We start from the raw sequence: 20,181 nt of genomic DNA on the forward strand, positions 1-20,181 counted from the left end.
TTTCCACTGGTTCTTACATTGGACGTAGCTTGATTTTATCATCCGTAATGATTATCATTACCAACTAATTAGTGGTTGTAATTATTATCGTCATGGAATTAGGCGGGCTTATATGGAATACAACAAAAAGAATGCAATATATAACGTAGTAAGTCTTTTTATTACTATATTAATCTCATTTTGGTCAAGCGTGTCAATTATTAATAACAAAAATATGTTCGATATTATATTAGTGCTGGTGTTTTTTTTCGGGACTAGGGCAATAATTAAATTTGCATGTGACGTAATGAATAAATAATAATTTCAACGTAATATACAAGGAAATGTAATTTATGAAAGAGTTAAATTTAAACCAAATCAAAATGGTTTCTGGTGCTGGAGCTCCTGCTACTGTTGCTAATGCTGCGGGTGCAGCTGCTATTGTAGGAGCTATAGCTGGAATTCCTGGGGGACCAGTAGGTGTTATTGCAGGTGCTGCTGTTGGGGGTTTGGGAGTGGCAATTGGATCTACAGCTCCTTCTGGAAATAGTTCCTCAGGACAAAGTCCTTCGTTTAACGGAATGTCGCCAAGCATTTACGCTCAATGCTTTATTTCTGGCGGAAAAAATTGCGGGTAAATATCATAAGCGTAGCCTGGCAACAGGCTACGCTACTATATATAATAGCGTTTATTGGTTTAATACTATTAAGCTAAAAAATTAGCTTTCAGTAGGGTTATTAACTCTAATTTCCCTCCGTATTTAAATAATAAAAATTTACAATAAATTATCGCGACTATAATCTCATTGAACATTATCAATAAATCGGCATCATTTATGTGACTACGGTTATCGATAGGATTTATCACAAACGATTATTTCTGATAAATCCTCCTTAATTTTCAGGATTCGAATACCAATGGTCAGAAAACTTATGCTAATACGTAGATATGGCTACCCGTGAGTTAACGCGACGGAGGTGTCTGTTGTTTCGCCAGGAAGCGATCGAAAATCAGAAAATGAAGTGGCGCGGTCGAGCAATCTTGCTCCCCGGCATCCCGGTCTGGTTGGTAGGGGGGTTCTGTACCTTCTTCTTTGTTGCCTTTCTGGCGTTCATCATTGCTGGCACCTACACCCGGCGAGTTAATGTCGGTGGCGAGATAACCACTTATCCAAGGGCCGTGAGTGTGTATTCCGGCGTGCAGGGTTTTGTGGTGAGGAAATTTGTCACGGAAGGATATATCGTCAAAAAAGGCGATCCTGTTTACCTGATTGACATCAGTAAAAGTACCCGCAGCGGTGTTGTCAGCGATAATCAGCGTCAAGGTATTGAGCATCAACTTGAACGCATCGGTAATATTATTTCACGTATTGAGATCAGTAAAAAAACGACACTGAATTCGCTGGAAAAACAAAAAATACAGTATACCGCTGCCTTTAAGCGCTCTTCAGCGATTATCAATAAAGCAGAGCAGGGAATAAAGATAATGAAGGATAATATGGATAATTATCGTCGCTATCAAATAAAAGGATTAATCAACAAAGATCAACTGACCAATCAGGTTGCGCTGTATTATCAACAGCAAAATAATTTATTAAGCCTGAGCGGGCAGAATGAACAGAATTCATTACAGATAATCAATCTTGAGAGCCAAATTCAAACTCAGTCGGCGGAATTTGATAACCGTATTTATCAAATGGAACTTCAGCGCTATACGTTACAAAACGAGCTCGTCAATACGGATGCGGGTGGCGAAATCATTGTGCGCGCATTGTCGGACGGACAAATAGACTCGTTGAGCGTTACGGTGGGCCAGATGGTCAATGTTGGCGACAGCTTGCTGCAAATCATTCCTGAGTTGATAAGTCACTACTCTCTGGTTATCTGGGTACCCAATGATGCTATTCCCTATATAACAATCGGGGATAAGGTTAATGTCCGCTATGAAGCATTTCCGGCAGAAAAGTTTGGACAATTTGCCGGTACTGTTGAGGTGATATCGAAAACGCCGGCATCACCGCAGGAAATGATGACTTATCAGGGCGCACCGAAAAATACGCAAGCAGCCTCTATCCCTTATTACAAGATTATCGTCAGACCCGAGCAACAAACAGTTTTTTACGATGGGAAACGATTAAGCCTTGAGAATGGCATGAAAGCACAGAGCACACTTTTTCTCGAAAAAAGAAAAATTTATGAATGGATGCTTTCACCATTTTATGACATGAAGCACAGTGCGATGGGGTTGGTTAATGAATAAGACCTCGTTTAACGCCATGATCCAGAAAGTAGACCTTGGTTTTCGTCATTCTGTTCCGGTGGTGCATCAGACGGAATCCTCGGAATGTGGGTTGGCCTGTCTGGCGATGATATGTGGGCACTATGGAAAGAATATCGATCTGATCTCCCTGCGACAACAATTTAACCTTTCTGCACGTGGTGCCACACTGGCCGGAATTAACGGCATAGCAGGACAGCTGGGCATGACGACACGGGCGTTGTCGCTGGATCTGGGAGAGATGGGCTCACTGAAAAAACCGTGCATACTTCACTGGAATTTTAACCATTTTGTCGTACTGGTGAGTGTGCGGCGACAACGTTTTGTGATCCACGATCCCGCCAGAGGGCGTCGGACAGTAGGGCTGGCCGAGATGTCTCAATACTTTACCGGTGTGGCGCTTGAGATCTGGCCGGGGAGTGAATTTACCGCGGAAACCGTGCGTAATCGTATCCGTCTGGGCAGACTTATTCGCAGTGTGCAGGGGATCAAAGGGGCACTGATAAAAATCTTCAGTTTGTCCCTGGTGATAGAGTCCATCAATCTGGTTATGCCGGTCGCCACTCAACTGGTTATGGACCATACCATCCCAGCCGGAGATCGTGGTCTGCTCACCCTTATCTGTGTCGGGTTACTGTTTTTTATTCTGCTACGGGCAGCCGTCAGCATGGTGCGTGCCTGGTCGTCACTGGTGATGGCAACACTGATAAACGTGCAGTGGAAAATCGGGCTATTTTCCCATCTTATACATTTGCCACTGGGCTATTTTGAACGGCGCAAGTTAGGTGATATTCAGTCTCGTTTTGGCTCGCTTGATGCTCTGCAGGCCACGTTCACGACCAGTGTCGTCGGGGCTATGATGGACGGTATCATGGTTATCGGTGTGCTGGTGATGATGGTGCTGTATGGCGGCTATCTGACCTGGATTGTACTGGGTTTTACTGTGGTGTATGTGCTTATCCGTCTTCTGACCTATGGTTACTATCGACAGCTATCAGAAGAGTCCTTGATCAGAAGTGCACGCGCCAGCTCCTATTTTATGGAGACCCTGTACGGAATAGCGACGGTTAAAATGCAGGGCATGACTGAGCGGCGTAGTGCTCACTGGCTTAATCTGGAGATTGATACCATCAACACCGGTATCAAAGTGACTAAAATGGATTTGTTTTTTGGGGGAATAAACACGTTTATAGCCGCCTGCGATCAGGCTGTCATTCTGTGGCTGGGAGCCAGTCTAGTGATCGATAATCAAATGACTCTCGGGATGTTTGTGGCATTTGGGGCATTCAGAGGACAATTCTCTGACCGTGTATCCTCGCTGACCAGTTTCTTACTCCAATTGCGGATGATGAGCCTGCACAATGAACGTATCGCCGATATTGCCCTGAACGAGACAGATAACCAAAAACCCGACAGGTCCTATGTGGCAGAAATGCAGCCGTTTTCACTGGAAGCACGTGATTTGACCTACCGTTATGACAGTCAGTCTCCCCCTGTCTTCAGCGACCTGAACATCACGGTCATGCCGGGCGAAAGTGTGGCTATCATGGGGCCTTCGGGTGCGGGGAAAACAACTCTGATGAAGGTGCTTTGTGGTTTGTTTGAGGCGGGTTCAGGCAAGGTGATGGTCGATGGTACTGATATCCAGCAACTGGGGATAAACAATTATCACAAGATGATTGCCTGTGTCATGCAGGATGACAAGTTGTTTTCCGGCTCTATACGGGAAAATATTGGTGGGTTTGCAGACGATATTGATGAGTTATGGATGATTGAATGTACCAGAGCAAGTTACATCCACAATACCATCATGAAAATGCCAATGGGTTATGAAACGCTGATTGGGGAATTAGGTGAAGGGCTTTCAGGTGGACAGAAACAACGGATCTTTATCGCAAGAGCGCTGTACCGTAAACCGGGTATTCTATTTATGGATGAGGCGACAAGCCACCTTGATAAAGAGAGTGAGGAGTTTGTCAATCAGGCGATAAAAAAGATGAATATTACACGGATTATCATTGCCCACAGGGCTTCGACGATTAAATCGGCGGACAGGGTCATAACAATATGAGTTTTTCCTATCCGACGACAGGACTATGATATTTATCAACAGAAATTGACCTGGATGGGATCCGCTTGGAAAACGGCCTCCTAGATGCCATGATTGGCGGGCCTATGCTTTAGTCCGGTAGTGAAATGACAGTCATTACAAAATTTCCGGCCTACAACCCCTACCAGGCATTTTTAGTACAAAATACTGTTTTGTTGTCTCAAATAGTACGGTTCATATACTTGAATCAGCGATAACATCCTGTACAAAAAAGACATCTAGCCATTTTGATGACTAGATGCCTTTAACGTTAGTTACCCTGTTTTATCAAGCCAATCCGAAATTATCGCCCTACTAGCAAGCCCATCTACATAATCCCCATGCCACTGCAACACCTCCCTACACTGCTCTAGATACTGCGCATGGTTGTACGTGCCACGAATGGTGTTCTTAGACACCCATCTGGCCGGACGCTAACCAGAAAACAGGCAAATTACGTTTTATTGCTACCTGAATGAGCTGAACTACCGGTAACTTAGGAAATGAGATCATACCCTCACCACTTAGTAGCGAAGCGCTTTCGCTCAAAGAGCGATGATCAAATTCTTCATACTCAAGTAAGGTCTAATACCAAGCCGCTACCAAGTGCGCTGACCTTTTCTTTGCTTCGTGAAGCTGATTGGTGCCTGTTGAAGTGTGAATCTCACACTGCCCTGCATATCGACGAAAACGTTGAGGAACGGTAATGCACACGACATAAATGCCGCGGCTTCGACGATAGAGGTTTTACGCTGGGACATCACTCGTATACCCTTTTGTAGGAGGGCTACGCGATATTGAAGTTCAAAAACAAAAAATCCTTACAAAATAAGGATTTTATTGATTTCAGTGCGAAGGCCGGACTCGCTAATATCATACAAACTACTGATATCAATATTATTTATTTTTAACACTAAGAGCTTGTACCCGCACTTGTACCCACAAACAAAAATCCGTACAAAAATCAGACACTGCCAGCGGGTACAAAGCCATATCAGTACAACATCAATATGGCTATCAAAGCAAGGTTTAGGCAGGCCAAAAAGCTTGTCGAAAGTCTCAGGGCGTGAAGCGGACTTTACTTACGTCCACTTTCACAAATAAGCAAAACAAATGCTTAATTTTGAAGCAATACGATCATCTTTATTTACTGAGATCAATTTTACAAATGCTACCCAATTCTAAATCTTTTTTAACCATTAGCATCAAATCCGGAATGGCATTTATTGATTGTTGTATATAATTCCTTCCATCATTTACATCCCCTTTTGCACATAATATTTTCGCTGCATTAATGGCCATATATTTTCTTACTTTATCATTATCACTGCCAATCCTAAGCGCAATAGAAATACTATTCATTGCATCAGTATAATTTCCTGCTCTAAATTGTGCATAAGATTTTTGATTCCACAAAGAAGCATCTACGGGTGTCATTTGAGTTGCCTGTGAGAATGACTCTGCTGCCTCCAGAAATTTTTTATTTTGCAAATACTCGAACCCAAGACTCTTGTAATGCTCGATGCTGTAAGTCGGCTTATCTTGATTATCTATTGATTGATTATTATTTTTTGATAAGCAGTTTTCTTGAACCTTTGCAATCATGATATTTTTCTTTTCTGATGAAGAATAGTAAGCATCAGCATAAGATTTTATTTTTCCAATTGATAACCCCCCATCTTTTTGGCATTCTTCATAGCTTGTTCTTAAAAAATCAATATCAAGCTTTTGCGAGTTCAAACCTTGCTCTGCACTCTTTATGAATAGCTCTTTATTTTGAATAGAGAGAATACTTTGCGCATTTTGTCTGTCGAAAGCAAGTTTTTCATCGTTTTGATTTTTTGTTATCCAAATATTTGCTATTCCCATTGGAAGAGTTGCAATAAAAACCATTATTAATTCAGTTATCTTGATCTTGTTTTCAGTGTTCAATGTCGACATTTATTTATCATCCAAGTCTAAATTTTAATTAGAATTGTTATCGGCAATAAAGTAATTTTCTTTATTTATAAATCCATTGATAGTGGTATGTATATATATTTAGGTGGCAAGTATAATGTCCGCTACTGGCACGAAACGGATAAATTAACTGGACTGGGGTCCACTGTGAGCGTGAAGCAGACGTTCACTCTTATTTTGAAAACGCATCATAATATTTTTAACACAGGTGTTTGTTATTCAACGGAGGAGATCAATTACGCTGCATATTCGTTATTTGACGTTGTAGGTTCATGCTCAATAACCAGTGCTCATCAATAGGCACAATCGCCCGTGAACGCTGTTCTATAGGCAATTTCGGCTCGGTCCACAGATAGGGATAAAAGGAGTAGACCTTGTTACCACACATTGCAGAAATTTCTTCACGCCAGCCTGCCCAGCGTACGCTTTGATAGAATCGATCCAAATTTCCATGAAGAGCCCAGTTCAGAAGACCAGAATAGCTCATATCAAGGTTTTCCCATTCAAGCGAGTCCGGTGCAAGATAATACACGCCGCCTCGATCTTCTCCGAATTCACCACCGTTAAGTGCAAAAAAGCCCCCGGATACATCATCAGCAACTAAGAGGGCTTGAAATGTTCGGCCAGGTGTTACAGATTGCGTCCAGGAAGCAGGAGTGCGTGTCAGTTGGGGGTGACCGGATCCTAAAATTCTCAACCAGCCATTATCAATCAGGATGCCGCCCGTTTCATATACCAGACTGCCTAGCGGGGAGAAGGTCGTCACCTGAAGCTGATGTAATGCAGATCCTGCCAGAATAGGGTCACAGGGAAGCACTTCATAATTGTTGCTCGCTTCTTTAAGATATTCCTGTACTGTCAGCCAGCCAGACCTTTGGTGGTCAATGAGTTCAATGAGTCCCCTCATACGTTTCCCTTAGTCGCACTTCCCATCTTTAATTCATATATCGGGCTACAAACAGATAACATGGGCACATCCTTTAACATACGCCTTTTAGATAAACATGGTATCAGGTTAGCGACTTCCGCTTCTGGCACTTATCCGACGGTCAAATTTAATAGTGCCCTACCAGAGGGCACCGCACAGCTAATACAACCTAACATGCACTGCTGCCCTATACCCGTACTGGCAATACGCTTGGGTAATGTTTAGCGATGATATCGTTCATCTTGTCCATCAACCCAGGTTTCCTAAATGTCAGATGCGCTGAACCCTTCATAAAATATTTTATCGCAAAATAATCGTCTTCATAAACTTTCGTCATCTGCCGATTGGCACTCATATGTTCATACAGCCGAGTTGTCACATCTCCCCGGTTGTCCGGGATCGCCTTGCCCTCGAGCAGGAACAACATCCGTTCAAGATCCGCCAGTTGATCCCGCCGGTAGTTGTGGTTCAGGGTAAATCCCCATTGGGTGTAACTCACCAAATTGTTGACGATGATTTTCTTGCCAAACTTACAAGGGTGGTTGCTCTTGTAATCCCATGATAGCGACTTGAACACATTAATCACTCCTCGCTCAAATACGTTGTCCTTATCACGGTGCAACTGCTCAAATGTGCTGTAAATGCTTTCCTCGCTAATGGCAGGAATATTATCTCCCTCAAGGTTTCTGTACCATTGGTCACGGGCTTGGGCATCCATCAAACTGAGCATGCCCGATTTCTTCATCAGATCTTGCCATATACCGCGATCGAGATTGTGGATAATCGCTTTCATGCCCGTTTCTGCTTTCTCCATGAGCCAGCTGCCGCAGCGGAAATCTTGTCGCATGGCCCAGTCCTTTGCAATTCCACCACCAATGCTGTTGGTTATTGCTGAAATATCCTCAAGCTGGTGGATAAGCGCTTCAATCTGCACCAGCGCGGTGTTACGCACGGTGATGATACGTTCAATGCTGGTGGAGCAAATCACATCGGTGTGGCCGGTTAGAACCTGTGGCTCATCGATAACTGTGCTGAGTGAAGTAGACATCGTAGGAACTCCATAAAAGCAAAACGCCAACTATTGTTGTTGGCGTCGAGGAAGAGGGATGTTTCAGGTGCCAGTGTCTGCTGTTCAAGCCAGTTTCTGATACACAGCGATATAGAGGTAACCGTGACTGCCCAGCGTATCCGCTTCACAGACAAATTCTCCATGCCGAACCGTAATGCCTTGCTGGCGGCGTGGATCCAGCGCCCCGGACAGCAGTTGCGATTCCAGTTTGGTTATCAGCGCGGGAAACGCTGCATCAAGAGCCTGAGTGGCTTCAAGGGAAAAGGTGCCGACAATGTGGGCTCTGTCGCTCAGAAAATGCAGATGCGTTCCCTCCTGAACCAGTCGGGCCCCCAACCGCGGCGTAATATCACATTGCAGGCCCCATGTTGGGGAAGTAGTCATGTGGTTATTCATGTTAACGGTCTCTGTGGAATAGGATTGAGGGACTCGGTTGGGTACAGCAACGTTGGCGGAAAATGCGCACGCCACAGACCTGCGGCCTGGCGAGCACGTGCAATATCACCCTTGCTCAGCATGGGATCTTGCGCCAGTGCGCTGAACCCGTTACGACCAATTCGCACTAATACATATTTATCAACCAATGCATTAATGGTATCGCCCACTGAAATCTCCCGTTCTATCTGCTGTGCAATCACCTGTTCATCGTGATAAGGCGTATCGTTGAGGCTCAGGCCGTAATAGTGCTCCAGCAGGAAAGCGAGCAGTTGTTGATAAATAATAGGCACGGGCAATGCGCCCGGTGAGGTGGGTCGTGGTTTCATGGGGATGTTCTCAATGTGGATAATGCGGGATTAAGTCAGGAAACAAACGGTGGTATCACCAGTTGAATGTGGCGAAACCGGGCAACATATCTCCCAGAATATCAATATGCAGGTAGGTTAGCCCATGATGTTTCATTAATGTGGCAACCAGCCGCGTTCAGCAAATGACACGATATCCAGACCGCCAACAACCAGATGATCTAGCACTCTCACATCAACCAGGCCCAGCGCGTTGACCAGCCTGTCGGTGATCTGTCGATCGGCCTGACTGGGCTCGGCCAACTGGGACGGATGGTTGTGCGCCAGTACGGCACTCGCCGCATTGTGCTTCATGGCCGACTTCACCAACTCACGCGGGTGAACGGTAGTACTGTTGATAGTGCCGGTAAACAACGTCTCTTGAGCCAGCAGACGGTTTTGATTGTCGAGCCACAGCACGATGAAGACTTCGCGCTCGAGCCCGGTCAGATGCAGACGCAGCCAGTCGCGGGTCACGTGGGTGGAGGTAAACGCGATACCCGGCTCCCGCAACTGTTTTGCCAGCAGGTTCAGGGCACGTCGGATAGTGCGTTGTTCGCTGGGTGACATTTCTGCCACTGTTGGAGATAACGTTATTTTCATGGTGAGAGGTCCTTATTGCTCAGTCAATCAGGGAGAAAATGGCGCGGCTTTCCGGGTGATGCAGTGCGTATTCCCGTAGCCAGTAGAAGTGCTCGGTCATGGCTTCGCTCTCGGTGCTGCAGGCACAGTGGCTGTAGGTCATCAGGCAGGCGGTGATACCGGCGGCTTCACGACTGACGGTGGCCCCATTGCCATTGAGTGCGTTAAACAGCACATAGTCTTGCTCCGTGCCCGGCACCATAAATGCCCCACCGTTACTGAGCGTGTAGAAGTCCCAGAAGTCTCCCTGATAGTCAGCACACAACCGGTCCAGCCAGCGAAAAATCTGTGGTTCAATCAACGCCCATTTAGGTACCTGACCAAAGTATCTTGGCCAGAAATGGATGCGCTGCGCATCAGAAACCCGGGTGGCGGTTAGTGTGCCCGTCTGAGCTGGGGTTGGAGTATTCATGAGTAATATCCTTCTTTATATAGGGATAAATAGCAAAAAGGCCCCTCCGGAAAACCGGGGAGCCTGCTTATGGAATGGGTTAATAATGAGAGTCGGTATTTAAGGTCGTGGGGGAAAATTGATGAGAGATACAGATTCCCCCTGATTAAAAACCCGTTATCGTGGGGATAACGGGCGGTGGTTTTCCCTGAATATTGGCATAACGCCTGTGCCTGACCGCTGTTTTAAATACACTTGCTGACAGGTAACCCTATCAATTTTATCGATGGGTAAATAGAAAAGATAATGGGTTGTGCAGATCAATAACGCGAAACCGATCGTTGAAATCGATCGTCACCGAAGCTGTGAGGCTGGGTCACGCCACTGCCTGCTTAAGCTGTTCAGCCATGACCCACAGCGCCCGATTGAGTTTGATATCACCATCAATACCACTGATAGCACGGGTTCGGGCACGTTTTCCACTGGAGCTCTTGCCCGATAATCCGCCTTTGGTCAGATTCTCCTGCACACGCTGAAATGTTGTCCACAGGTCATCTTTTTTATCTTCCCAGCGACGGGGCATCAGGATTTGGGATTCCGTGACCGGATGGTGCTCCTCGCCGTAACGGTAGGTCAATGCAGCATGGGCCAATGCATGTTGGTGCTCCGCTGACAGCGTTAATGCCTGCATGCTTTCACGACTTTCTTCTATCTGGTCAAATATCCCCAGCACGTCGTAGGCCCCTTCAATCACCTTTTCCACCACATTCCCTTTATGCGGTACACGAATTTCGCCAAAACTCTGACCACAAACCAGGCCGTTGCTGCAAATTTCACGAAACATCCCCGGCAGCATTTGATAGCTGCTGGAGCCATCGTGACTGTTGAGCAAAACAATCTCCTGCACTTCTCTCTGCGTAATTTGTCCCGTTCGGCGCAGTCGCACCATATGCTTGGTGTGCTCACGTTTATCCAAATCTCGTACTCGGGTCTGGCAGGCAAAGAACGGCACAAACCCTTCTTCACGTAATTTATCCAGTAACGTAATAGTAGGAATATAGGTATACCGCGAACTGCGGGAGGCATGTTTGTCTTCGCCAAACACGCTAGGTACATAGTAGGCCAGTTCATCATGGGTCAGGGGACGGTCGCGGCGAACAGAGTTCACTCGACCAAAACGGGACGCTAAACGGGTCATCAGTGTTTTCTCCAAATAAAAGGCCCCCAGTCTAAATAAACTGAGGGCCAGTAGGGTGACGATGTATAAAGAGTAAAGTCAGTAGTGAATAAGCATCGTGATATCGCTATTCAGTTATCGTTCACTTGCTCACTCCTTTTGTGGGCGATTAAAGGCTACCTGATTCAGCAATACCGTCATCTGCCAGTGCGTGGCTAATGTTATTCACCACCGTATGGGTATCGAGTTTTATCTCTGCCAGCAGTTTTCCGGTGTCCGGCGCGCCTTTATAAACGTAGAGTGACGCGACAGGCTCACCGTCATCGTTTGTTCCGGCGGAGACCTGATAGCGGGTATCACCCTTTCTGACGGTGAATTCCTGAATGCTGATAACCTGATTATTCTGGTATGCGTAAGTGGTGTTGGCTGCCGGAACAGTGATATCCATCTCTTTATGTGGAGTGCCGGTCTTACCAAAAGAGTAAGACACGTAAGGGGTATCCATGCAGATAGTGACTTCTTTGTTATGGTTGAGCGTTTTGGCATAAAAAACAGGTTTTACACAGCGCGAATTGTCAGCCTGTACTGCATGTGCACATGACAACAACAGCCCAGTGCTTAAGAAAAAAACGCGGACGAGACTTTTAAATTGACCTTTCATTTTCATTCCTCCCACTCAGGTAAAACGACATAAATATCCCTGCCCCTGACTTCAATCGTCATCGGCTCTTTATTACCGGTGTTCATCAGGGCCTGTGCCCGATAAAAACGCCCGCTGACCTCTTCCTTTAAGTCCGTCACGCGAATACAGCGTTCATCAATACCTTCTTGTTTCATGAGCTGGGTAACAATAGAACAAGCGCTCTGCGCAAGTTGTTCTGTGCCCGACTGCTTTTTTAATTGCTCACCGGCTATCACCGACAAAACAGTACATATCAGCCATACCTGCAACAAACGCCAGGGTTTCCCCTGACGTTCGTCACGTTGACGCAGATAAACCATGGGTAGCAGAAAATACCAAAACGAAGGCGGTACTTTTTCTTGCTTCATCAGTCTTAACCGGTCAAGAAGGGTCCAAACCAGGGAGAGAACCAGATAAAAGCCAAGGGCAATCTCTTTAGGAAAGAAAATGGCGAAGGGTGCCCAGAGTAGTGGAAGAACAATGGTCAGAGCCCAGGCATAGCTGTCCTGCTTGGACAGAGGATAAGGTTTTAGCATGGGGACCTCGTATCGTGCAGCATAAAGGCCAGATAAGGGAAACCGCGTTGCATCATGGGAATACTCCTGTATTCATTTATAAGTAGACAGAAATTGAGGGATGACGACCGTTCTGGAAAGGGGATCGTAGCGAGATGTGGGAAAGAGAGATAATCGTTAATTAAGATCAATAAGCCAAAACCGATCGTTAAAACCTATTGGTTTTGTCGATCATAAATCAACTTATTGATAGCCCACAACTATTACAAATAGGTGTTCGATCGGCGAAACAGATCGAACGAATAAACCGTTGGCCGTGAGAAATCAGAACAGGAAATGCCAGACAGCGTGAACAACCGAAAGCAGTCGGTGGCGAAGCCGTTTAAGCTGATGCACCAGCGCACCGGTGGTTTGCATTGCAGAGAGCGCATCATCGAAAATATCGCCCACGCCACGGGCAAAGTTGTCGCGCGCCGTCTTGATCACGTTCTCCGTACGATAACCCGACTCCAGTTGGCGTGTGACTGCACTGCTGGCGTTATCCGGCAAAGCACGAATGAAGGTTTCGGCCCAGAGGAGCATATTGAACCCCTCCGATGCTGATACGGCCAGAACAGGATGTCGGGGTGAAAACAGCGCATTGACCTGCGCTATTTTTACCTGCAAGTGCTGTTGCTGACGTAAAGAAGGTTGGTGAGTGACGAGGTCCCATTCCCGACAGGGTTCAATTTTATCAGCCTGATTGAGGACGAAAAGAAAGCGCACGGGGTCTGCTCCCTGCGAAATCAATTGCCGATAGCAACGAATGTCATCGTTCCATGCCCGATCATCAGCTTTAAGCACCCAGATAATCAGGTCCAGTTGACTCAGCCAGTGTTGATATAACCGCGTATAAAGGCGGTCAAGTTCGGGTGTTTCACCTATTCCCGGAAAGTCCACGATGAGCAACGCATGCGGCGCAAGAGCCAATTGATACGTTTGTACACGGCGGGTACATCCTTTAATGGCGCTGACCTTGGCGGGGGGCGGATTGAATAAGGTATTGCAGAGGCTCGATTTACCCACACCGCTTTTACCCATAATACCAATCGTGGGTTCGTAATGAATGCACTGATGTATATGTTTGAGAATGGCGCGGGAGAGGTTGTCAGGGAGAAGGGAGAGTGGTGGTATCAAGGCGGAGATGCCTTGTTCGGTTTTATCTGGCACATTAACCTCCGTGAGTTGAAATAACAAAACGGTAGCAAAATCTGCTGCCGTTCTCATGGAGGTAATATCAGTCTGAAAATTCTTGCAGCTAATTTTTATTTAGCAGTGATTTAACACTTCTATTTTGTGTATCGGGTACAACTTTGAATTTAACATCTCGGTTATGTATATACACCCTGCAAAAAACATCTTTTGGTTTGTAGTGGTCACCATTAACATGAACAGAGAAGAAATCTTTATATTCTTTTTCAAGCTGATTTATTTCAAGCCATGAGTATCCTATAAAATAACCACCAGAACGTGAGTGGGACGCGGAATTAATTAAAAACAACCTTTCATACTCACTCTGTTTCCACCCCAACGTTGCTACGTCACGGAATTGTCTGTATGTAATATTAAAAAAGTCAAGCTTACTGCCATTAATATCTCTATTAAAAAGAGGTAATACATGAAGTTTTGGTGTGACTTTAAAATGCCATAAATTGTTTTTATCTTGATGGCACTCAACCTTCGCGAGCTTGATAAATACATGAAGCATATCAGGCTCGCCCCCCAGTGGCCCAAAAATATCAATAACCTTTTGCTTAATATATCCCCTTATTTCATCTCTAGCTTGTTCCTTTAAAAAACTGGTAAGTTCCCCACGACGAGAAGGTTCAGTATCAGCCAATTCAAAAATATATTCATAAAGTATGATTTCCCTGGATTTCAGAATAATTATGATGTTTTTGTTTACATCCAGCTGGCTGGTTTCATGGAGGATTCTAAGAACATCCCGCTCTGTGTGAGCACTGTCTTTATTGCCCGACGTAATATGTAGACGCAGTTTCTCCAGCAGCATTGTATCAACTATATCGTTTCTGATAGCTGCAGTAACGATACGTTGAACTAGCCCGGCAAGGCTCGGCCCCTCTTTACTCGCCATTCTTATCAGATGGCTGTAAATCTCACTTTTAAAATTGACGGTAATTCTATTTTTACTGGTCACGCCATCCTCCCACAACTCATTTTTTTGAAACCATAATGTAACAAGTGCAGCACTTTTACAGACATAACAAGTGCTGCACTTTTTATAACTTACTAATTAAATTATTTTCCTGCAACAGTGATAAGCATAAAAAATCTACTTGTATATGACTGATAAGGTCCGTTCTGTCAGATTTTATAGGGTATCTATGTTTTTTCTTACTGAGGTCTATATCGTATGAAAACTACTGCCTTCATAACTTTTTCCACGCCCGCATACGACAAAGTGTTTGTATTTTGAGCCCTGCGAACCGTACAGCAATATCAACAACATTCTGATAAAATAGGAGACATCTCTCCGCTAAGATAGCGTTTTCCCTGTCATCAGTACCTTACTAGAACAACCGAAAATTGGATTTTCTTGTGTAATTTTTTTATTCCTTATGAAAAGCTAACTTCAGAGTAAAAATGAGCAGCAAACAATACGCGCTACCCCCACAGGAACTTAGTGCTGCAAGACATGACGTTCTTAGGGGATGCATGAAGTACTGTCGGTTATTAATAATATATATATACAACAAGAATAATATATATACCCATGAAAGAAATCATACTAATCTAATAATAAAAAAACAAACACAGAAAACAACAAGCTAATAAAAAATGCAATAAAATTATAAACCAAAATAAAAAATAACCCTCATCACAATACTATGAAATACTAATACGCTGCTTAACCCATAAGCATCCAAATATCTCATATGAGTAAGCCATAGCCAACTCTGATGATGGTAAAGGTAACTTCTTAGTTGCAATACTATGTATTCATCATGTTATCTGTCAGCGTGAGAAAAATATGCACCAGGATAAGTCTTGATAGCTTCTGAAATAATTAAAACACATGCAGGACATTAAGTTACAAATGTAAATAAATGGCTTTTCAAGACACTCTCCCTAAGTGTAAGTGATTTATGTACATCTCTTACGGATGTTTTTATGAGACGCCGACTTTTTTGTAAATATAACAAATCAAGAGTAAGAACCATGACGGATAAACAACCCAATAAAACATACCCGATCAATCTGGCAACGCATAATTATCTTTATCTAGCACGATTCGGTAGTACCGTGCGCAATGCTCTAATAACGCACCCACGGTTACTGGTTATTCGCGTTGACTTGCGTTTTCCCGATAACTATGACGTTGAAGGTAATAAAGCGATGAAAGCCTTTATGGCGGCAATCACATCAAGACTTGAAGCGCGATACAAACGAAAAAAGAAGGAAAATCCCGGCAAACAGGTGCATTACTCTGAGCTGCACTACATCTGGGTGAGGGAGAATAATCAGTGTGGCAAAAAGATTCATTATCACACACTGCTTATGTTCAATATGGACGTTTTCAACTCGCTGGGCAACTACTGGCAAGAGGGGAATCTGGCTGACCTGATTATCAATGCGTGGCTGAGTGCGCTGAAGTTGGAAGGTAAGGAATATCGTGGTCTGGTCTATTTTTGTAAGTCTCCCTGCTATCGCCTTAACCGGGCCAATCTGAAAGCCACAGACGACTACAAAAAACTCATGGAACGCACCGAATACATGGCGAAGCACAGGACCAAAATATACAGCAACAGGATCCGCTCTGCGGGAAGTTCCATATATGACGAACAAGAACAGGAAAACAAGCTCACACGAAAGACTGCACGAAAAAACCGCAAAGACGCTAAGAGAGAGGTACTGAAGGGCATCCAACACAATAAACAAACAGGATATCATTAGTTTTTTACATGGCCTTCCATCCACTGAGGAAGGCTGTCACACACCTGAAGGCAGTTCATTCCTCCTTTACTTAAAGGAGATTTAATCATGAATACCCCCACCCCATCCCTTCTAAACGATCAACTTGTCGATATGGTATTTATCACGCAGTTTACCGGCCTTACTGATAAGTGGTTTTACAAACTGATAAAAGATGGCTCATTCCCCAAACCCATTAAAATGGGGAGAAGCTCTCGGTGGCTAAAAAGCGAAGTAGAAAGCTGGTTAAATGAACGTATTGCCCAGTCCCGCCAATAGCATCTTGTTTAGCAATTAATCGACACCAACCTCCCAACGATTTCCGTCTACTGCTTGCATCAATATCAGCCCTCAAGGGTCGGATGACGCATACCTGCAATTCGGCGGAAAGGGGTCATATCTCATTATGTGTGGGTCACTACTATGGGAGAAATACTGTAGACCCTGCCAGACAGGTATTCACAGTATCAAATACATCCCAAACAAGCTTCTGAGCCCCAATTTTCTCACCGTATAGCTATACACCCAAAGCAATTCCATGGACCGCCATATATACCGTAGGCCGATTTAACCAAACGTAAAACTTAGGGTAATTAAGGATATCATCATGTATCAACGCATCAGAACCGCCCTGACAACAGAGGGCTCACGAGTGAATAGTGCAAGTATTTTTCTAGGTTCAGCAGCTGAATGCTATTACTGCCCTTCCTGCCATAACCCACTGCAATTACAACATACTCATGTCGCAGGGCGTCTATTCATTCATAACCAGGAGCATCCCGATTTTAACCCCGATATAAACTGTAAATACCGAGCAAAAATGGCATCAACATCGTCACAAACTACTGATACCTTAAGTACCCTGCGCAGGACTATCATGGCCCAACATGTGCCATTGAGTTCTCTGCCACACAGAGCTTACTTCTGTGTGCTATGCCAGCATAATTATACTGGAACAAAAACATGCCCCCAATGCCAACAACTCCTGTATACGACGGAAAGCAGTTTGAGCGATGACCATCAAGTTGCCCTGAGCGTCAAACCCGACGTTATTCTACGGTAACAACAACCGCTAAAGCAGTACTTTTGCCTGTAAACGGCCGTTTGGAAAACGTTAAGATTACCGCCTCCTCCAGAATCGGATATAGTTCCCTTCCATTCTGATTGATTAATGCTGTTGCTATCGTATGAACCTCAATCGCTTCTGTTATTTGCTTCTGGCCTTAGTTGCTATCGGCTGCTCATTTTTGCTTCATCCTCTTGTGATGTGGTTCCTGTTCGCTAACGTGTTGACGCTCGTGGTTTATGGTGTAGATAAAATAGCGGCCCGCAAAGCCTGGCATAGAGTGTCTGAGTTCACCTTGCTGGTGTTTGGATTCGTGGGTGGATGGCCCGGAGCAATTCTCGGTCAGCAAATATTTCGCCATAAAACACAAAAACAGCCCTTTAAAACGTACTTCATCATCAGTGTGATAGTGAATATAGTGGTGCTAGTGGCGCTATACCGACTCGTTCCCTACTGAGCACAGACCCTGACCTGCGCACCCCATACTGACAGGTCAGATACGCCTGATTAAGCCATGTCCCTCGACATAATCCAGATTCAATCACTGTCTCTGTGTTGTTCTGATCTCTTATCATAGCTACCGTCTTTGTACTTCACGGAGACTTCAGGTAGCCATTTCTTGATTTAGTTCAGCCCAAAACCCTGCAATTCCATACCAGCTCCTGTTTAACTGGCTGCTAGTTCCGCAGCCCCCACACAGAGAATAAACATTCAAACAAAGCCAAACCTTAAGATCAATTCTTTATTTGTTTATAATAAGTCAGGGTAATATACTTAAAAATGAATATAATCCATTGAATTATACTTTTAAAAAAACTTCCCGTGTTTAATATTATTTCTTCCACATCAGATCGTTACACAAAGAGGCTACCGTTAGCCTTTCATTTCATCAATTGCAGTAGTTAGGCTAATAGATATAATACGCCGAAATAATAAATCCAATAAAAACTGGAATGGATGCCATGTCTAAATATTTACAGATAGCAGCCACTTTGCTGTCCCTGTCATTCTCATTTACTGCTTATGCCAATATGCTGAGCCCTGCTGATAGAAATACTATTCAGCAGCAACAGCGCGATATTTTGGAACAGAACCAGCGCCAGCGTCAGGAATTACAACGTAGCCTAACTCCCGAGCTCGTCGCACCAAAACCGCTCCCAGCACCGGCTGGCGCCTGTTTTTTGATTAATACTGTTCATCTACAAGGCGCAGAGCATTTACCTGCACGGGACAAACAAAAATTACTTCAACCTTACTTGAATAAATGTCTGGGCTTAAGTCAGATCCAGACCTTAATACAAGAAATGTCTGATTGGTATATTTCGCGTGGTTATATTACCAGTCGGGTATTTCTGATTGAGCAGGATTTATCACAAGGCACCCTACAACTGGCTGTGCTGGAAGGTAAACTACAAAAAATCGAGCTAGATGGAAAAACTTCTCGCCAGTTAAAAATGGCATTCCCAGGGCTCGAGGGGAAGATTCTTAATCTGCGTGATATTGAACAGGGCATGGAGCAAATTAACCGTTTACGCCAAACTCCAGTGCAAATTGAAATATTGCCAGGGACCGAAGCCGGTTATTCAATCGTCAATCTCACCGCGACACCTGAATTTCCTCTAAATCTTGGTGTCGGTTTTGATAATAGTGGGCAAAAAAGTACCGGTACTGGCCAGATTAATGGCTCGCTAACAGCCAACAATCTGCTTGGTTTAGCTGATCAGTGGTTTGTTTCCGGTTCGCGTAGTAGCGATTTTGCCAGCAGCCATAATGCCCGCAGTGTGCAGACTGGAGTCAGTGTCCCCTATGGTTACTGGCTGGCAGATTACAATTATTCATACAGTGATTACCTCTCCACCGTGACTAACCGTGGCTTTGACTGGCTCTCCAGTGGCGACAGCCAGACGCACCGTTTCGCCATTTCGCGTGTTGTGTATCGGGACAGTGATATGAAAACTGGCCTGTCGCTCGGCCTAACCCATCGCCTTAATCGCAATTATCTCAATGACAGTCTTTTGCAAAGCAGCAGCCGCAAATTATCCAGTGTCGTATTGGGGGTTAATCACAGCCAGAAACTCTGGGGGGGTTATAGCACCTTGAACCCCTCTTACAGTCGCGGTGTACCCTGGCTGGGTGCCGAAGATGATAATGGCAAAAATAGCGGCGCACCCAAGGCCGAATTCAATAAGTGGACACTGTCCGGCAGTTATTACCTGCCTCTGGCGCATGACTGGAGCTGGCTCACCAGCTTCTACGGTCAATGGACACCCGATAATTTATACGGCAGTGAACGACTGACTATTGGTGGTGAAACCTCAGTGCGCGGCTTTAAAGAACAGTATCTGTCCGGCGATAAAGGCGGTTATTGGCGCAACGAGGTTAACTGGTCACTGACCACCCTGCCGTTACTGGGGGATATCACTGCGCTGGCAGCCATTGACGGGGGTTATCTGCGCCATGACACTGCTGACAGTTATGCCTCTGGCAAGTTGTGGGGCAGCGCCATCGGGTTGGGGCATCGTAATCGCTATTTCAGTAGCCAGTTTACTGTCGGCTGGCCACTGGCATATCCCGACTGGCTGGAGCCAGACCGTGTTTCTGTTTATTACCGTATCAATTTCATTATCTAACTGTTTGTATATATAGGGTTAT

Annotated in this window: 19 protein-coding genes and 2 pseudogenes; 8 read left to right on the forward strand and 13 right to left on the reverse strand. The window is 44.9% G+C overall.

Annotated features, from left to right (window positions below):
- Window positions 1-332: 332 nt before the first annotated feature.
- From EL015_RS18600 to EL015_RS18610, 3 genes and pseudogenes are all read left to right on the forward strand, one after another.
- Window positions 333-536: pseudogene (locus tag EL015_RS18600) on the forward strand (microcin H47); the annotation flags it as partial.
- A gap of 428 nt (window positions 537-964) precedes the next feature.
- The gene (locus tag EL015_RS18605; protein WP_005186668.1) at window positions 965-2,239 is read left to right on the forward strand and encodes an HlyD family secretion protein; all 1,275 of its coding nucleotides are present in this window, start codon (window positions 965-967) and stop codon (window positions 2,237-2,239) included.
- Complete coding sequence (locus EL015_RS18610) at window positions 2,232-4,328, forward strand: peptidase domain-containing ABC transporter (protein WP_032906675.1); 2,097 nt, start codon at window positions 2,232-2,234, stop codon at window positions 4,326-4,328. The genes EL015_RS18605 and EL015_RS18610 overlap by 8 nt, the downstream gene beginning before the upstream one ends.
- Before the next feature lie 435 nt (window positions 4,329-4,763).
- Here EL015_RS18610 and EL015_RS22000 read toward each other — a convergent pair.
- From EL015_RS22000 to EL015_RS18675, 13 genes and pseudogenes are all read right to left on the reverse strand, one after another.
- Window positions 4,764-5,107: pseudogene (locus tag EL015_RS22000) on the reverse strand (DUF6538 domain-containing protein); the annotation flags it as partial.
- A gap of 382 nt (window positions 5,108-5,489) precedes the next feature.
- The gene (locus tag EL015_RS18620; RefSeq protein ID WP_005186659.1) at window positions 5,490-6,287 is read right to left on the reverse strand and encodes a tetratricopeptide repeat protein; all 798 of its coding nucleotides are present in this window, start codon (window positions 6,285-6,287) and stop codon (window positions 5,490-5,492) included.
- A gap of 250 nt (window positions 6,288-6,537) precedes the next feature.
- The gene (locus EL015_RS18625) at window positions 6,538-7,212 is read right to left on the reverse strand and encodes a DUF2625 domain-containing protein (RefSeq protein WP_005186657.1); all 675 of its coding nucleotides are present in this window, start codon (window positions 7,210-7,212) and stop codon (window positions 6,538-6,540) included.
- A 208-nt stretch (window positions 7,213-7,420) separates the two neighbouring features.
- Window positions 7,421-8,281 (reverse strand): DUF4942 domain-containing protein, encoded by an 861-nt coding sequence (locus tag EL015_RS18630; RefSeq protein WP_005186655.1) that lies wholly within the window; start codon window positions 8,279-8,281, stop codon window positions 7,421-7,423.
- A gap of 84 nt (window positions 8,282-8,365) precedes the next feature.
- Complete coding sequence (locus EL015_RS18635) at window positions 8,366-8,698, reverse strand: type IV toxin-antitoxin system YeeU family antitoxin (RefSeq protein WP_032906673.1); 333 nt, start codon at window positions 8,696-8,698, stop codon at window positions 8,366-8,368.
- Window positions 8,695-9,066 carry a TA system toxin CbtA family protein gene (locus EL015_RS18640; RefSeq protein ID WP_005186647.1) on the reverse strand — a complete coding sequence of 124 codons (372 nt, stop codon included), beginning with the start codon at window positions 9,064-9,066 and terminating at the stop codon, window positions 8,695-8,697. The genes EL015_RS18635 and EL015_RS18640 overlap by 4 nt, the downstream gene beginning before the upstream one ends.
- A gap of 135 nt (window positions 9,067-9,201) precedes the next feature.
- Entirely contained in the window at window positions 9,202-9,687 is a 486-nt protein-coding gene (radC, locus tag EL015_RS18645; protein ID WP_005186643.1) for a RadC family protein, read from the reverse strand.
- A 19-nt stretch (window positions 9,688-9,706) separates the two neighbouring features.
- The gene (locus tag EL015_RS18650; protein ID WP_005186639.1) at window positions 9,707-10,138 is read right to left on the reverse strand and encodes an antirestriction protein; all 432 of its coding nucleotides are present in this window, start codon (window positions 10,136-10,138) and stop codon (window positions 9,707-9,709) included.
- 355 nt (window positions 10,139-10,493) lie between these two features.
- A complete protein-coding gene (locus tag EL015_RS18655; RefSeq protein WP_032906671.1) occupies window positions 10,494-11,315 on the reverse strand; it encodes a DUF932 domain-containing protein in 822 nt (273 codons plus the stop codon).
- A 148-nt stretch (window positions 11,316-11,463) separates the two neighbouring features.
- Entirely contained in the window at window positions 11,464-11,955 is a 492-nt protein-coding gene (locus EL015_RS18660; RefSeq protein ID WP_241971665.1) for a hypothetical protein, read from the reverse strand.
- A 2-nt stretch (window positions 11,956-11,957) separates the two neighbouring features.
- Window positions 11,958-12,512, reverse strand: coding sequence for a hypothetical protein (locus tag EL015_RS18665; protein ID WP_005186631.1), 555 nt, complete (start codon window positions 12,510-12,512; stop codon window positions 11,958-11,960).
- A gap of 303 nt (window positions 12,513-12,815) precedes the next feature.
- A complete protein-coding gene (locus EL015_RS18670; RefSeq protein WP_126286801.1) occupies window positions 12,816-13,700 on the reverse strand; it encodes a GTPase family protein in 885 nt (294 codons plus the stop codon).
- A gap of 88 nt (window positions 13,701-13,788) precedes the next feature.
- The gene (locus EL015_RS18675) at window positions 13,789-14,688 is read right to left on the reverse strand and encodes a hypothetical protein (RefSeq protein ID WP_005186622.1); all 900 of its coding nucleotides are present in this window, start codon (window positions 14,686-14,688) and stop codon (window positions 13,789-13,791) included.
- A 1,022-nt stretch (window positions 14,689-15,710) separates the two neighbouring features.
- Here EL015_RS18675 and EL015_RS18680 point away from each other — a divergent pair.
- The 5 genes from EL015_RS18680 to EL015_RS18700 all read left to right on the forward strand — a co-directional run bounded on the left by EL015_RS18680 (window position 15,711) and on the right by EL015_RS18700 (window position 20,159).
- On the forward strand, window positions 15,711-16,445 hold the full coding sequence (locus tag EL015_RS18680) for an inovirus Gp2 family protein (protein ID WP_126286802.1): 735 nt from the start codon (window positions 15,711-15,713) through the stop codon (window positions 16,443-16,445).
- A gap of 87 nt (window positions 16,446-16,532) precedes the next feature.
- Complete coding sequence (locus EL015_RS18685; protein ID WP_032906670.1) at window positions 16,533-16,742, forward strand: helix-turn-helix transcriptional regulator; 210 nt, start codon at window positions 16,533-16,535, stop codon at window positions 16,740-16,742.
- Between the two features lie 598 nt (window positions 16,743-17,340).
- Window positions 17,341-17,526 (forward strand): putative zinc ribbon protein, encoded by a 186-nt coding sequence (locus EL015_RS22220; RefSeq protein WP_462952528.1) that lies wholly within the window; start codon window positions 17,341-17,343, stop codon window positions 17,524-17,526.
- Between the two features lie 124 nt (window positions 17,527-17,650).
- Complete coding sequence (locus EL015_RS18695; RefSeq protein WP_032906668.1) at window positions 17,651-17,986, forward strand: DUF1294 domain-containing protein; 336 nt, start codon at window positions 17,651-17,653, stop codon at window positions 17,984-17,986.
- A 496-nt stretch (window positions 17,987-18,482) separates the two neighbouring features.
- On the forward strand, window positions 18,483-20,159 hold the full coding sequence (locus EL015_RS18700) for a ShlB/FhaC/HecB family hemolysin secretion/activation protein (RefSeq protein WP_005186613.1): 1,677 nt from the start codon (window positions 18,483-18,485) through the stop codon (window positions 20,157-20,159).
- Window positions 20,160-20,181 lie beyond the last annotated feature (22 nt).

This window comes from Yersinia intermedia (genome assembly GCF_900635455.1).
GTDB classification, from domain to species: Bacteria; Pseudomonadota; Gammaproteobacteria; order Enterobacterales; family Enterobacteriaceae; genus Yersinia; species Yersinia intermedia.

Bases quoted from the DNA above. Each gene is read 5' to 3' on its own strand.
- EL015_RS18640 (WP_005186647.1), bottom strand. From the start codon at position 9,066: ATGAAACCACGACCCACCTCACCGGGCGCATTGCCCGTGCCTATTATT.
- EL015_RS18655 (WP_032906671.1), bottom strand. From the start codon at position 11,315: ATGACCCGTTTAGCGTCCCGTTTTGGTCGAGTGAACTCTGTTCGCCGC.
- EL015_RS18625 (WP_005186657.1), bottom strand. From the start codon at position 7,212: ATGAGGGGACTCATTGAACTCATTGACCACCAAAGGTCTGGCTGGCTG.
- EL015_RS18630 (WP_005186655.1), bottom strand. From the start codon at position 8,281: ATGTCTACTTCACTCAGCACAGTTATCGATGAGCCACAGGTTCTAACC.
- EL015_RS18695 (WP_032906668.1), top strand. From the start codon at position 17,651: ATGAACCTCAATCGCTTCTGTTATTTGCTTCTGGCCTTAGTTGCTATC.
- EL015_RS18610 (WP_032906675.1), top strand. From the start codon at position 2,232: ATGAATAAGACCTCGTTTAACGCCATGATCCAGAAAGTAGACCTTGGT.
- radC (WP_005186643.1), bottom strand. From the start codon at position 9,687: ATGAAAATAACGTTATCTCCAACAGTGGCAGAAATGTCACCCAGCGAA.
- EL015_RS18660 (WP_241971665.1), bottom strand. From the start codon at position 11,955: ATGAAAGGTCAATTTAAAAGTCTCGTCCGCGTTTTTTTCTTAAGCACT.
- EL015_RS18700 (WP_005186613.1), top strand. From the start codon at position 18,483: ATGGATGCCATGTCTAAATATTTACAGATAGCAGCCACTTTGCTGTCC.
- EL015_RS18685 (WP_032906670.1), top strand. From the start codon at position 16,533: ATGAATACCCCCACCCCATCCCTTCTAAACGATCAACTTGTCGATATG.
- EL015_RS18665 (WP_005186631.1), bottom strand. From the start codon at position 12,512: ATGCTAAAACCTTATCCTCTGTCCAAGCAGGACAGCTATGCCTGGGCT.
- EL015_RS22220 (WP_462952528.1), top strand. From the start codon at position 17,341: ATGGCCCAACATGTGCCATTGAGTTCTCTGCCACACAGAGCTTACTTC.
- EL015_RS18635 (WP_032906673.1), bottom strand. From the start codon at position 8,698: ATGAATAACCACATGACTACTTCCCCAACATGGGGCCTGCAATGTGAT.
- EL015_RS18680 (WP_126286802.1), top strand. From the start codon at position 15,711: ATGACGGATAAACAACCCAATAAAACATACCCGATCAATCTGGCAACG.
- EL015_RS18620 (WP_005186659.1), bottom strand. From the start codon at position 6,287: ATGTCGACATTGAACACTGAAAACAAGATCAAGATAACTGAATTAATA.
- EL015_RS18650 (WP_005186639.1), bottom strand. From the start codon at position 10,138: ATGAATACTCCAACCCCAGCTCAGACGGGCACACTAACCGCCACCCGG.